This window comes from Niallia sp. FSL M8-0099 (genome assembly GCF_038006945.1).
GTDB classification, from domain to species: Bacteria; Bacillota; Bacilli; order Bacillales; family Cytobacillaceae; genus Niallia; species Niallia circulans.
Map to the genome: position 1 here is coordinate 910,653 of NZ_JBBOWF010000002.1, position 15,780 is coordinate 926,432.

Below are 15,780 nucleotides of genomic sequence, written 5' to 3' on the forward strand. Positions count from 1 at the left end.
ATGAAATCGAGTGTCGGGAAAATAGCACAGAAGGAATCCCGCTAAAGAGTACTTACATCGACTAGATGGTTGCTATCTCTAGCACACTAAAAAAAGCAGCTGACAATTCAGCTGCTTTCTCTATTATTAGCTTACGTTGAAGATAGTAGATTTCTGTTTCTTAATTTCCTCTTTTTCTAATTCTAATTAAAACAGAAAAACCTATTAAGAGCACTCCTGCTAAAATGTAATTGAAGTAACTTGTTGCTGTATCAGGAAGCGTCTTTCCAGGGTTATTTTTCGAACCAGAAGAATCTTCCCCTTTAGTACCACTCTCATCGTCAGACTCTTTCGTTGGTTTCTGTTCTCCGGAAACTATCTTTTCGTTTGCTACTTTAACAACAATTGGTTCTTGCTGCCCTTTGGTAATTTCAAACATGATTGGCTCTGATAATTTCTTATAGCCATTAGGTGCTTTCGTTTCAAATAAGAGATATTCACCAGGCAATAAATCTATTAATTCTAAACTGCCATCTCTTCCGCTAATTCCCTCTTCCATGATGATATTACCTTGTTTATCAGTTAACTTGAAATGTGCATTTTCTAATGGTTGATTTGTTTTCTCGTCCACCTTCTTCACTATTGCACTTCCCAGTATTAACTTATTAGTGACCATAAGTTCTAATGTCTTCGCCTGTCCTTTTTCGATAGTGAAGTCAATCGGATCACTATTTAACTGGTAGTAAGCTGGTGCTTTCGTTTCTACCATTTGATACTTCCCTGGTTTTAAGCCTTCGATGCGGATTTTTCCATCCTTATCTGTCTTTAAGCCTTCTTGGAGTACTTTTCCTTCTGTATCTTGAAGAACAAACTCCGCTCCTTCTAAGACAAGGTTTTTGTCATCTGCATCAACTTTCGTTAATTCTACCGAACCTGGTATTAAGCTATTCTCGGCTACTACTTCCAATGCTTTTGCTTGCCCTTTTTCAATGGTAAAGGTAATCGGCTCACTGTTCAATTGATAGTAAGCTGGTGCTTTCGTTTCTACCAATTGATACTTCCCTGGTTTTAAACCTTCGATAAGGATTTTTCCATCCTCATCAGTCTTTAAGCCTTCTTGGAGTACTTTCCCTTCTGTATCTTGAAGTTCAAACTCCGCCCCTTCTAAGACAAGGTTTTTGTCATCTGCATCAACTTTTGTTAATTTCACTGCTCCTGCTGTTAATTCATTAGTTGCTGTGATTGGTACCATTTTTACATCAGCTAATGTTTTACTCTTGAAGATAGTAAAAGGGATTGGCTGCTTATTTAAAGCATAGTTTTTCGGCGCTTTCACTTCCACAAACTGATAATCACCTGGTTTTAAATTTTCTACCAGAATTTTACCTGCTTTATTTGTCACTAAGCCTTCGATTAAAACATTCCCTTGGCTATCTTTCAGCACAAATTCCGCATTACTTAATGGTAAGTTTTGTTGATCGGCATCCACTTTTGTTAGTTCCACCGAACCAGGTATTAAGCTATTCTCGGCCTTCACTTCCAATGTCTTCCCTTGCCCTTTTTCAATCGTGAAGACAATCGGATCGCTGTTTAACTGATAGTAAGCTGGTGCTTTCGTTTCCACCAATTGATACTTCCCTGGCTTTAAGCCATCGATGTGGATTTTCCCATCCTTATCTGTTATTAACCCTTCTAGAAGGTTTTTCCCTTCCATATCTTGAAGCGCAAACTCTGCTCCTCCAATAACAAGATCGTTCTTATCTGCATCTACTTTTGTTAACTCTACTGCTCCTGGTGTTAATTCATTTGTTGCTATAACTGTCACTTTCTTTACTTCTGCTGCTGTACTGCTTTTTGAGATTGTAAAAGGAACAGGCTTTTTATTTAAATTATAATTTTTTGGTGCCTTTACTTCTACAAACTGATAATTTCCTGGTTTTAAATTTTCAACTAGGATTTTACCTGATTCATTTGTTACTAAATTCTCAAACAGGATATTGCCTTTATCATCTTGAAGGACAAACTCAGCCCCACTCAGATATTGCTCTTGTTGATCAGCATCTACCTTCGTTAATTCTACTGAACTAGTAATTAAACTGTTCTCGGCCGTTATTTCTAATTGTTTTTCTTGTCCTTTTTCAATTGTGAAGACAATCGGATCACTGTTTAACTGGTAGTATGCTGGTGCTTTCGTTTCTACCAATCGATACTTCCCTGGTTTTAAGCCTTCGATTCGGATTTTTCCATCCTTATCTGTCTTTAACCCTTCTTGCAGTACTTTCCCTTCTGTATCTTGAAGTGAAAATTCTGCCCCTTCTAGGACAAGATTCTTATTGTCCGCATCTACTTTTGTTAATTCTACTGAACCTGGTATTAAGCTATTCTCCGCTACTACTTCCAATGGCTTCGCTTGTCCTTTTTCAATCGTGAAGACAATCGGATTGCCGTTTAACTGATAGTCAGCAGGTGCTTTCGTTTCTACCAATTGATACTTCCCTGGTTTTAAGCCTTCGATTCGGATCTTTCCATCCTCATCTGTCTTTAACCCTTCTTGCAGTGTTTTTCCTTCTGTATCTTGAAGTTCAAACTCCGCTCCTTCTAAAACAAGGTTCTTATCGTCTGCATCTACTTTTGTTAATTCTACTGAACCAGTTATCAAGCTATTTTCAGCTTTTACTTCCAATAACTGTTCTTGCCCTTTTTCAATCGTAAAGACAATTGGGTTATTGTTTAGTTGATAATAAACTGGCGCTTTCGTCTCTACCAGCTGATACTTGCCTGGCTTTATCCCTTCAATTAGAAGTTTTCCATCTTTATTTGTTTTTAAGTTACCTAGTATCGTATTACCTTCGATATCCTGCAGCGAAAACTCAGCGTTTTCTAAACGAAGGTTCTTATCATCTGCATCTACTTTTGTTAACTCCACTGAACCAGTGATTAAACTATTTTCAGCTGTTATTTCCAATGCTTTCGTCTGTCCTCTTTCAATGGTGAAAACAATTGGTTTTTTACTTAATTGATAGTAAGTTGGTGCTTTCGTCTCTACTAGTTGATACTTCCCTGGTTTTAAGCCATCGATGTAGATTTTTCCATCTTTATCTGTTTTTAATCCTTCTTGCAGTGTTTTTTCTTCCGTATCTTGAAGTTCAAACTCCGCTCCTTCTAAAACAAGATTCTCATCGTCTGCATCTACTTTCGTCAGCTCAACTGAACCTGGTGTTAGTTCGTTAAATGCAGAAACGGTTACTACTTTTACATCTGCGGCTGTTTCGCTTTTAGAAATAGTGAAAGCTACGGGTTTCTTATTTAAAACATAATCTTTCGGCGCCTTCACTTCTACAAACTGGTAATTTCCTGGTTTTAAATTTTCTACTACAATTTTTCCTTCTTTATTTGTTACCAATTTTTCGAACAAGATATGACCGTTATCATCCTGAAGGACAAACTCGGCTTCACTTAAATATTGATCTTGTTGATCAGCATCTAATTTCGTTAATTCTACCGATCCAGTAATAAGGCTATTCTCGGCAGTCACTTCCAATGCTCTCTCTTGTCCTTTTTCGATTGTAAAAATTATTGGCTTTTCATTTAATTGATAGTAAACTGGCGCTTTCGTTTCAACCAATTGATAGCTGCCTGGTTTTAAGCCGTCAATGCGAATTTTCCCTTCTTCATTTGTCTTTAATCCCTCTTGCAGCGTTTTTCCTTCCTTATCTTGAAGTTCAAACTCCGCACCTTCTAAGACCAGATTGTGATTGTCCGCATCTATTTTTGTTAATTCGACTGAACCCAATGTTAGTTCATTCGTTACTACCTTCAATAGTGGTTTTTCTTGTCCTTTAACAATAACAAAACTAATTGGGCTTTCCACTTTTTTATAGCCAAATGGCGGTTTTGTTTCAACGAATTGATAGTTGCCTGGTTTTAAGCCATCAATGAATATTTTTCCTTCTTCATTGGTGATTAGTCCGCTTTTGATGCTATTACCTTCTTGATCTTGTAATTCAAATTCAGCGTCCTTTAATGGCATCATATCATTATCCGCATCTACTTTAAGAAGTTCAACCGCTCCAAGAATTAATTCATTTTCAACTTGAATGGATAGTACTTCCGTTTGCCCTCTTTCTATCTCGAAAATAACTGGTTCCTTCTCCAATACATAGCCAAAAGGAGCCTGTTTTTCGATGAATTGATAAGTGCCTGGTACCAGATTTTCTACTAAAATTTTTCCTTCTTCATCTGTTATAAGATCAGACTTGATTATATTTCCATCTTTGTCTTGCAGCTCAAATACAGCATCTGCTAAAACAATCGAATGATCATCCTTCTCTACTTTTGTCAGTTCAACAGAGCCTGGGATCAACGTATTTGCTGCTGTCACTTTTACTTGTTCTGCATCAGCTGCTGTCTTACTCTTGGAAATCGTAAAGCTGATTGGTTCACTATTTAATTGGAAATCAGCTGGTGCTTTTACCTCTATAAACTGATATTTTCCTGGTTTTAATTGATCAACCGTTATTTTACCAGATTTATCTGTTACTAGTTTTTCCGCAATTAGTTCCCCTGCTTCATTGCGGAGTTCAAACTCTGCTCCTGCTAATGCTTCCTTTGAATCAGCCTGATTCACTTTTGTTAATTCAACGGAACCCTCAACTAACTCATTATAGGCTGTTACCTTAACTGGATCTGTTTTACCATCTTCAATCGTAAAGTCAATGGGCTTAGAATCCAGCTTATAATAATCAGGTGCTGTAGTTTCTATAAACTGATAAGATCCAGGTTTAAGATTTTCTACAAAAAGGAGCCCTTTTTCATCTGTTGTAAGATTCGAGGTTAAAAGCTCCCCGTCTTTCCACAACTGGAATACAGCATTCGCTAACGGCGTTTGCTTGTCATCCATATCTAGTTTCGTTAACTCTACAGAACCGAGTTTTTTATTTTTTGCTACTAGTTCTATCGCCTTCGTTTGATCTTCCTTAATAGTAAAAGCTATCGGTTCCTCATTAAGCTCATATCCATTAGGTGCTTTCGTTTCTATAAACTGGTATTCTCCAGGCTCTAGGTTGTCTCTAAATAACTTGCCTTCCCCATCTGTTGTCAATGTTTCTAATTCAACAAACTTATCGTCAACCTTCTTCAACAACTTAAAAGTAGCTCCAGCCAATGTAGTATCTGTTGAGGCCATATCCACTTTCGTTAACTGTACGGCTTTGATTATTTTTTGGTTCTTTATCGTTATTTCGCTATTCTCTTTTTCAATTGTTATATTTTGTTCTCCATTAATGCCTGTTAAATATCCTTCTGGTGCTTTATCTTCTTTTAAGACATAATCACCAAAAAGCAGTTTGTCAAAAAGGATTTCTCCCTTGTCATCAGTGACCGCTGTTTTTAATGTAATGCCACTCTGCTTATCAACAAGTGAAAAAGCAGCTCCCTGTAATTTTTCCTGACTGCTTGCATCGATTTTAACAACTTTCAAGTTTGCAAGCACTCCAGTTCCATCTCCCATACCAGCTGTTCTTTTGACTATAACAACTTTCTCTGTGGACGAGATTTGCCCTGGTTCGATGTTTTCTCCTGTAATAGAAACATCATTACTAACTGCATCATTTACATTCGCCTGGATATATGACTGATACTCAAGTATATGAGGTTCATTTATTTCTTTCAGAAACACTAGTTTAAATGAACTTGGATCTTCCTCAAGCTGAAGAGAATAGTCCTTTCCTTGAACCAGCTCTTCCCCCTTTGTTACATTCCCTTTCGAATCTACATTAGTTGAATAAAGGTGAAAAGAGTCCTTTAATAACATTTGGTTTGGACTAGGAATATCCTCAATGCTCGCATTCATTATCTGAGATTGGGCAAAATTGATATTTACTTTCCAATCAATTAGTTTTCCGGATTGCGTTCCATCCTTCGTAATATAAGTACCACCATGCGGGATACTAACAGATGCAGATAATTCGGTTTCTTTTGTTTCTCCATCATATAAAACTGCTTTATTATCATATTTCGAACTTACTAACGCTAAATCCTTTAAACTAGTTTTATAGGTAATATAATAGGCGGATTGAATTTCCTCTTTAAATTCAATTCTAAATCCTTTATTACCATTCTCATCTTCCTTGTAGGATATAGAATAGTCTTCACTTGGAACTAGTTCCCCTTTCCCTATTCCATTGGAACCACCTGTTAAATTCATTTTAAAGACTTCAATGGAATTATCTACTAAGCGCTGGTTTCCTAAAATATAATCCTCTACTACCGCATTGCGCAGCAGCTTTTCATTATAATTAATTCCAACGTTCCACGTAATTTCTTTCGTAATTGCATCATAATTCCCATTTTTAAAGCCATTGGATTGAGTAAAACTGTCAGGAGTAAACCTAGATACTACTTCTTTTTCCGCTTCTTCACCATTTTCATCAATCCATGTCAATACACCCTTATTTTCAAGGTAATTATGCGTTTTGTCTTGTCGTTTTTCATAGTCGAAGAATGTCTTGTATTTTATAGTCGTCATGTGATCGATCTGATGCAAAAGCTTAATGGAAAATTTTGCATCACTTGTTTCAGCAAGCGTATAGTCTTTGCCTAATTCTAATGTGTTTTCTCCACTTTTTATAACTAGACTATCCTTGTCTAAAGTCAATCCTTCATTTACAAATATATCTACTAAATTAACATTGTTCATCTCATACTGATCGTGATTAAATGTTATGGTCCAGTCAATACTCTTATCTTTGTAATTAGGTGTTCCATGTGATTTAAATAAGATACGCTGCCCAATATTCCTTGAAGCCTCTTTTGTTTCATTGGGGGATATAACTGTATTTTTAATCGTTTCTCCCTCAAATACACGGTCAATCGCTTTAGTCTGATATACTATTTTGTAAGCTGTCTGGATATCGTTGTTAAAACTTAACTTGAACCCATTTTTATTATCTTCGTTTATTTCTTGTAGCGTGTATGATGATGCGGGAATTTCTTCTCCCACACTTTCTTTGCCGTCTTCATCTATTGTGACATTGTAAATCTTCAATGATTCCTTCATTAAGGATTGACTATTTGTAAATAGATCTTTTAAAATTGCTTGATCCTTCTTAATTGCTTTTTCGTTGTAATTATATTTGATTTCCCAACTAATGCTTTGCTTATCTGCATCATAGCCAGTCGAACTTTTCTCTAGATGACTTCCTCTATTTACACTTACAGATGCTGCTGCTTCACCCTTCGGATTATTATTTGAAAGAAGGATGGCTTTATTATCAAATTTCTTCTGATTTTCATCTGTAATAGTAGTTTCATAAACTAATCGATAAGCTGTTCCTATTGTATTTTTAAACTTAATAGTGAAATCTTTGTTATCCTCTGCTTTTCCTATTTCATATAAGGATGGATCTACTTCATCCCCTAACGTCATTTGACCATTCAATTTTGTATTAAAATGAAATAATTTTATAGAACCAGCTTTTAATTCTTGGCCTGTTTGAATGGGATCACTTAAAACAGCATTCTCCAGATTTTCTAAAGATTTATTAAAATCAACCGTCCATGAAATGCTATTAGCATTATATGCTTTATTTGCGAGCCCGCTTTTTGTCACTGTTGGTCCATTCGGAGTGTATTCAATGGGAATCTTTATTGAGTTGCTGTCTTTAATAGGTGTAATAGTGACTGTTTTTTCTTCATTGACAACAAGCTCTTCACTTAACTTTGTCCATACTTTAAGCGTGCCTTCTATATTAGAATATTGTTCAATAAATTCATTAAATACAATAGTTGCTGTTCCATTTTCCGCTACCGAAAAATGACCAATAACTTGATTATTGAATCGTATTTCCTCTTTATCTACTATATTATAAACCTCTAGCTCCTCAGGTAATGTAAACGTGAAGGTAGCCCCATCCTTATAACCATGGCCATTTTGAAGTTTCCACGTATAATCAACACCAATGTAGGAGTTCTTATTAGGCCTTTCTAGATTGTTTCCATTCTCATCCTCGTAAGTAAGCTCTGCTTTTACAAGGATGTTCTCTTCTATATTTGAACTTTTAATTTCCCTTATATTTACTTCTTTTCTTTCATTTTCTAGTGGTAAATCAGTTATATCCTTTTCTTGTTGACCACTATCACTAGGTTGCTCTTCTTTAAACGCTTCTTCTGTTTCAGGAGCTTTCTCCTGACCTGAGCTATCCTTTTCTTCTTGGCTTTGGATAGATTCTAAACCAACCTCAATAACTTTACTTCCTTCCCTTAAAGTAAATGGAATAGAGAGAGACTCCTCGTCACCCTTTATCTTTTCTGCATTTAGCTTTACTGGTACAGAAAGCAATCCATTATAAGCCTCTGTAGTTTCTTCCTCTGCGTTAATATGGAGAGTGACAATCCCTTGGGTGTTGATACTATATTCTCCAACTGATTGATTATCACTTGTTACTAAAGGTCCTTGCTTCTCTTCAGTCACTGTTAGCTCTGAAGGTATTTGAAATGATAATGCTTTACCCTCTGATACATCGATATCAGCAAGAGACCATTGATATTTCAAATCCAGTTTGGAGTCTAACGTAACTTTATTTGCTAGATTAACAGCATTCCCTTGCTCATCCAATAGATTCACATCTATTATCGGATTATCATCCAGTTCTATTGCTAATACTGATGAAGGTAAAAGAATGCTGCTCATTACTGTTTGCATAATAAAAACAAACAGTAGAAAACTAATACTTATCCTCTTCAACCTATTTTCTCCTTTCAATATATATTGCTAGATAAACAAATACTCAAGATTAGCTTTAATTCTTATCTATAGGAATAATAAACTCTCAAATGTATTAATTTTTATTTGTCTATCTAAAACCTTATATATATTATCAGGACCTTCTGAACAAATTCTGAACAATAAAAAGGATATCCCATCCATTCGGGACATCCTCTTTTTCTAAAGCTTCACTATATATTGCTGATACAAATCAAATAACTCCTTGGGTAAAGGCAAATCTAGATCACTCGACCACTTTTCTTGAAAATATTCAAAAAAGCGAATTAGCTCCTGCTTACTTTCTTGTTCCCCCAAATATCTAATAGCATATGCGAGATATTTTTCACTATATGGCTCCATCTCTACTAATTTTTCTAAAGATTTTATAATAATGCTGCTTGATTTTTCTACACGCTCAAGTTTTCCCTCAATATATTGTTCTAAAAAATTTACAAACTGGGATTTTATTTGCTTTTGTTTCCCGATGGCCCATTCGAAATCTTCTTCCTCCAAGTAATCACCTTTATAGATAGAGAGAACTTCTTCTATCATTTCCTCTGATACCACTTTTTTAGCAAAAATCTCTAACAACCGATCTATATCATTTTTAATAATGCAATCAAATTTATAATGATCATTTAAAAAGACGATGGGATCTTCTAATCCTAATATTTTGAGTGTTTTCCTTAATTGATAGATAGAAGTGTGCAATAATGTTAAGGATTTATCTATTGGAATATCTGTCCATAAGTTGTCAATAATTTTTGTCTTATGCACTAATATCCCCTTGTGCTGCCAAAGATAAATAAACAGCTCCTTAACCTTTTTGGTCCGCCACTTCACAACACTTTCATCCTGATCAAGCAGTTGAAATCCTCCCATCACGTTTGCATATAGGGATCTCTGTTTCTTATCAGTTAAAACTTGTGAATCTGCTCGTCCATAAATACGCAGTTTATCAAAAGTTTTTTTCAATCTAGCAATAGTGACAGGTTTTATTAGATAATCTATTGCATTTACTTCAAATGCATCTAACGCATACTGATTATAGGCAGTAACGAAGATAATATCCATGTGTGTCGGCAAAGCGAGTAGCTTTGCTGCAAATTCTAGACCATCCACTTCTCCCATTTCAATATCAAGAAAAACTACATCCACATTTAATTTCGGTAGCTCCCGATAGGCTTCAAGCGGATTGGTAAATGTCTTCACAATATTTACATTCGTTAATCTATTAAGTTGGCGTACTAATACTTCGATCGCCCACTTTTCATCATCAATTATTATGACCCTCATTCCTTCTCACCTCTGGAAGTATGATGATTATTTTAGTACCCTGATGTTCTGTAGACTCTAGTAAGAGTTTTGAGTTTTTAAGCAGTTTTAGCTTCTTTAAAGCGTTGGAAAAGCCCATCCCATTACTCTTACCTTGAAGTAACCTATTCCTTGACTCTTCGTTCATTCCTTTTCCATTATCACTTATAATAATGTTAACTATTTTTGGTTCCACTCTTTTTATTATGATAGAAATCACACCTTTTTTCTTGTAAGAAAATCCGTGCTGAACTGCATTTTCGACAAGAGGCTGAATAGTTAAGGCCGGAATTTCCATCTGAATATCTTCTTCTATATCAAACTTCACCTGTAAGTCTTCGCCAAAGCGCAATTGTTCAATTGCTAGATATGCCTGAACCAATTCCATTTCTTCTTGTATAGAGATCAGGGTTGGTTTTCGATATAAATCAAGTTTTCCGCGGAAATAAGTGGATAAATGATATAACCCTTCTCTGGCACTTTCCATGTCCCTATAACTTAAACCGATGATACTATTTAATGTGTTAAATAAAAAGTGTGGTTTTATTTGGGCATAAAAGTAATTAAGTTCATTGTTTACCGCCTGTTCTGCGGCATTTTTCATCGTTAAAAGCGATGTCACTCTTGCATTTAATTCTTCTGGCTCAATAGGTTTTCGCAAAAAATCATTGGCTCCTCTGATGAAGGACTTTGTTAAATCTGCTATTTGCCCTGAAGCCGTTAAAATTAAAATTGGTAATTCGACTAAATGATATTCTTCTCGAATGATGTTACAGAGGTCATAGCCATTTATTTCGGGCATCATTAAATCTGCCACCAATAAATCTATTTTTCTTTCTTTGATTATTTCCAATGCCATGTTTCCATTATCTACTGCAATTATACTATGGTTAAGCAGTTTTAACAGATTAACAACCACTTTTAAATTTGCATGTTCATCATCGACAACAAGTATGGTATAAGGACTTTTGCCATTTTCGATTAAAGGCAGCGGAAGTTGTAACTTTTCCTTGTTTTCTTGAGATTTAACGATAGACTCCTCTGGACGGACTAGTGTTTCAACTGGCAATTTCTCCCCTGTACTAGCTAAAGGAAGGGTAAAGGAAAATTGAGAGCCCTGTCCCACTTTTGATTTCACAAAAATTTCGCCACCGGATTTTAAGACCAGCTGCTTTGTAATAGCCAGCCCTAATCCCAGTCCATCTGTTCCTCGGTTGATTGTTCTTTCACTTTGGTAAAATGTCGTAAAAATATGCTCTAGCTCTTCTTCTTTTATTCCCATTCCTGTATCCGTAACAGTGATTTCCATTTTATTATTAATGACATCTGCCGTGATAGTGATTTCACCATTGTCCGTGTACTTAATAGCATTCGAAATTAAGTTATAAAAAATTTGGATAAGCCTAGCCTCATCGACATACACATTGGGCAGATGGGCATTTATCTTGTTGGAAATCGTAATATTTTTATTTACAGGAACCAAAAGATACATCTCTTTTATGACTTCATCTATTATTTTTAAATTTAAACTTTTTGGGAATAATGCAATATTATTTGTTTTTATATCAGAAGCATTTAATAAATCTTCCACTAAATTTGCTAAACGCTTCCCAACATTATGGATCAGCGCTAGGCTCTCCTGATGCTTTATAGAAAGTGGTCCTTCCTTGCCCTCTAGCATCAGCCTAGATAAATTTAAAATTCCATTCAAAGGAGTTCTAAGTTCATGAGAAGTTTTTATTAGAAACTCATCCTTCAATTTATCCTGTACTTGCAGACTCTCTGATAGTTTTTCTATTTTAATAAAAGCCTGATAAAATCGTAGTCCCATATATAAAGCAAGGCCAATCGTCATAAATAAAAATAGAATCAGAGGGATTCTGCCTATTTCTGTAGCAAAGAGAAAATTAACCCCAAGCACAAGACCATAACTGATAAACGATGACACAATGATAATAAGATACTGGGAACCTTCTGATTTATTTACTAGAGCCTTTATCAAAACAAATCCTATATACACATAGGCTGGTGCTACTAATAGGACAATCATTATTTGTTTGGTGAAAATAGGAAGGAACCATAATAGATTTGCACTAACACCTGGAACGCCATATAATAATCCGTCTATCATAAGCAGAATGCTGATAACCTGAATCACCTTTTGACTAGTAAACTCCTTAAAACACCCATGGATAAACCATAAAAAGAAGAGCAAAGCACTATGAAATAATAACAGCTGTATATTGGATAACAAGTAAACACTTATGCTAGGAATAACTAGCTCGATTATCTTTTCATTGATAAAAGCTACATATACCCCTTGAAGAATACAAAAAAGACTAAAGTATAATTGATGGATATCCCTCATTCGATAAAAAAAGCTAAAAAGATAGAATACCCCTAAGACTAAATAACCGCCTAATAATAAAGTTTCAATTGTTCTATCACTTTCTCTGCTTGTTAATATTTGAGTTGCCGATCCAAATTCTATTGGTTGTATTACTCCGCCTCGCAGCGGTTGATTATGACTTGCTGCTTGAATAACAATTTCGATCTTATGATTTTCGCTTCTTCCTATACCGATATATTTTCGAATATATGGACGATAGTCTGATTTATCTTTCGATGGGTTGCCACTCTCTCCTGCTTCTATCCCATTGATAAATAACTTGCTGGCATGATTGACAGCATTTACTTTTATACCATAAAGACCATCTTTCGGAACTGTAATTGTAATTCGGTAAGTTCCCGCAATAAAAGGAGCCTTACTCTTATTATCACTCCATAATCCAGGGACGTATCTTAACTCCCTCTCATATGAATCAAATATATTCTTGTTTGGAATTGGAGTAATCAGTTGATTTTTATAAAATTCCCATTCCCCATTTAAGTGAATGATATCTTTATTATCAAACGATACAGATGTAAGATTTATTTGCCCATTAGAGATTTTTGCTTCTCTAGTATGATTCGACCAACTAGAATAGACAATGCTTATAATAGAAAGGATAAAGATACAACATGCTATAATAATTCCAATTGATTTTTTCATTTAGTCACCTCAAAATTCTAGTTCTATTATACCTTGTTATTCTTTCATGCAGCAGCCACCTGGACAAATTTCTAAAATAAAAAAGGTCCCTAAAACATTGGGACCCATTGCATGTTCAAAGAGGGAAAAGAATGAATTTTATCTCTTAAAGATATTCTCCTGCTCAAAAAGACAGTTCTTGATGGCCAAATGACCTCACAAGAACCGCCCCTCTGTTACCAGCCTTCTATTCCTGCAGCATAGTACTTATTTAAAGTATTGGCTTGTTCGCCTAATAATGTGTTTGCTTTATTGGCTAAATCCTTCATTTTAAGCGGCTTAGCTGGTGAGCCTGTTGGTGCATCTACTCTAGATACCAACTGTTGACCATCTTTTAACATTACTTTAGCTATACAATATCTTCCTTTTGGATAACTAATTTCTTTTACGGGAATTGCAGGATCATGCTTTCGATGAATTTTTTTTATTCCTTCTTGAATATCATCGGCAATTTGATTGACAGAAAAATTTTCAATAGATAATGCTTCACCCCGCAATAATAAAGCTGCACAGTATTCTACACTAAAACGCCCCTGTTCTCCATTCTTCGGGCGCGTGTAAACTAATGCAGCATCACCATTGGGAGGGAAATACAAATCAACAGAAGCAACCTCATCAATGGAAAAATTTCTTTGTGCCTTTATATTCTGAATGGCCTCAATGGCATGTGCATTTGCAGAACAACATGGATATAATTTGAACCATAATCCAGGTTTATCTATAGTCCAAGGTTCTCCCCATTTTTCAAAAACCTCGTATGGATTTCCTCTCTGCTCCACATACATAGAAAGTAAACCATTTTTTGCTTGAATGGTATTATTACTTCCGGCGATTCCCTTATCAACAAAATGAAGAATCTGCCAAGCACTTTGGGCAGTTAGACCAGCATGCAGCGGTTTCACCATTGTTCCAAATTGACTCCGAGAACCACTTAATTTGGATACGCATAAATTAATAGCTTGCGAAAATTTCTCTGTTTCGAAATGTAAATAATGGGCTCCAGCTGCAACTGCTCCGTAAATTCCCGCAGTCGCAGTTGTATGGAACCCTTTTTCATAATGCTGGGCACCTAATAGTTGAGCAAAACACTTCATCGTCTCTATTCCTATTAAATAGGCTTCATAGAAGCGGTCTCTATCACGCTTCTTTTCTATTAGGGCATGTAATAAGCTCAAAATAATCGCAGACGGATGTCCTCTAATCTCAGAATGAACATCATCTAAATCTAATGCATGTGCAGAATACCCATTAATTAAACAAGCATCAAAAGGGTGAACCTTTGAATCCGTGCCGATTATTGCTGCTCCCTCTCCAGCAGGATAAATAGCAGTACGTAAAACAGTGGAAAAGTTTATATCGAACCTCACACTGGCAAAACACGCCAGAAAATAATCGAATACTCCCATTTCCAAATTCTTTTTTGTCTCATTAGTAAGCTCCTTGTAAGACGGGGAGGATTGAATCAAGTCAACTATCGCTTTTGTTAAATCAGTCATTTTTCAAAAGGTTCTCCGCTAGCTTAGCAAAAAATTCAGCAGCCACTTTAATGGCCTCTTCCTGTAAATCAAACTTAGGGTGATGCCATTCTTGGGGTCCATCCACTCCCATCCAAACGAAAAATCCCGGAATATAATTTTGATAAAACGCAAAGTCCTCTCCACCGGCACTTGGCACAGCATCGACGACATTATACCCTGCATCCAAAACTGTGGCTCGGACAATATCTTCATAATCTTGATGATTGTTTACCACGGGAAGATAATCATCCCAAACAAATTCAACCGAACCACCATTTCCCTCTGCAATAGACGCCGCTAGCTTTTTCATTATTGTCGGAACTGCCTCACGAGCTTTAGGCTGAAATGTTCGAACAGTACCTTCTAGTTTGACTTCATCTGGAATGACATTCCATGTATTTCCTCCATGGATGCTTGTGATACTGACTACTACATTATCAAACAAATCCATTCTTCTTGCGACAATTGACTGAACTGCTGTTACGTATTGACTAGCCATAACAATCGGATCAATAGCACGATGTGGTATACCAGCATGACCTCCGACACCGATAAACCTTAAACTAAATTTATCTACACTTGCCATAAGTCCACCTGATTTTACCCCTATCGTTCCTACTGGCAAATCAGGTTTGTTATGCATTCCAAAAATTGCTTCTACTCCTTCTATTGCTCCTTTTTCTACAAATTTCTTTGCACCTTGAGCAATTTCCTCGGCAGCCTGAAAAATAAATCTTACATTTCCATGTAATTTGTCCTTTTGACTATTGATTAGAATCGCTGCTCCTAAAATAGCAGTTGTATGGAAATCATGACCACAGGCATGCATTTTCCCTTCATTTTTTGATTTAAATGCAACATCTGTTTCTTCTATTATCGGCAAGGCATCAATATCTGCCCGAATAGCAATGGTTGGTCCCGCAAACGCTCCCTTTATTTCCGCAACAACTCCTGTTTCTAGACCAAGTTCAACAATGGCAATACCCTGTTCTGTTAACCATTTTTTGATTAATTCCGTTGTATGAAATTCTTCAAAAGCTAGCTCTGGATGCTCATGCAAATATCTTCGTTTGACAATTAAATCGTTTAATAGTTCAGGAGACATGTTCATGATT

Annotated in this window: 5 protein-coding genes; all 5 read right to left on the reverse strand. The window is 35.9% G+C overall.

Features of this window, described 5'->3' with window-relative positions; translation table 11 throughout:
* Positions 1–160: 160 nt before the first annotated feature.
* The 5 genes from NSQ92_RS19120 to NSQ92_RS19140 all read right to left on the reverse strand — a co-directional run bounded on the left by NSQ92_RS19120 (position 161) and on the right by NSQ92_RS19140 (position 15,779).
* Positions 161–8,722 (reverse strand): SpaA isopeptide-forming pilin-related protein, encoded by an 8,562-nt coding sequence (locus tag NSQ92_RS19120; RefSeq protein ID WP_341153090.1) that lies wholly within the window; start codon positions 8,720–8,722, stop codon positions 161–163.
* Positions 8,723–8,923: 201 nt separating this feature from the next.
* Positions 8,924–10,039, reverse strand: coding sequence for a response regulator (locus tag NSQ92_RS19125; RefSeq protein ID WP_341153091.1), 1,116 nt, complete (start codon positions 10,037–10,039; stop codon positions 8,924–8,926).
* Positions 10,020–13,109 (reverse strand): hybrid sensor histidine kinase/response regulator, encoded by a 3,090-nt coding sequence (locus NSQ92_RS19130; RefSeq protein WP_341153092.1) that lies wholly within the window; start codon positions 13,107–13,109, stop codon positions 10,020–10,022. Before NSQ92_RS19130 ends, NSQ92_RS19125 begins: the two co-directional genes overlap by 20 nt.
* 215 nt (positions 13,110–13,324) lie before the next feature.
* On the reverse strand, positions 13,325–14,644 hold the full coding sequence (locus NSQ92_RS19135) for an MmgE/PrpD family protein (RefSeq protein WP_341153093.1): 1,320 nt from the start codon (positions 14,642–14,644) through the stop codon (positions 13,325–13,327).
* Positions 14,637–15,779, reverse strand: a complete 1,143-nt coding sequence (locus NSQ92_RS19140; protein ID WP_321198309.1) for an amidohydrolase — start codon at positions 15,777–15,779, stop codon at positions 14,637–14,639. Before NSQ92_RS19140 ends, NSQ92_RS19135 begins: the two co-directional genes overlap by 8 nt.
* Position 15,780 lies beyond the last annotated feature (1 nt).

Excerpts from the sequence above, each read along its gene's own strand:
- NSQ92_RS19125 (WP_341153091.1), bottom strand. The coding sequence starts at position 10,039 with ATGAGGGTCATAATAATTGATGATGAAAAGTGGGCGATCGAAGTATTA.
- NSQ92_RS19130 (WP_341153092.1), bottom strand. The coding sequence starts at position 13,109 with ATGAAAAAATCAATTGGAATTATTATAGCATGTTGTATCTTTATCCTT.
- NSQ92_RS19135 (WP_341153093.1), bottom strand. The coding sequence starts at position 14,644 with ATGACTGATTTAACAAAAGCGATAGTTGACTTGATTCAATCCTCCCCG.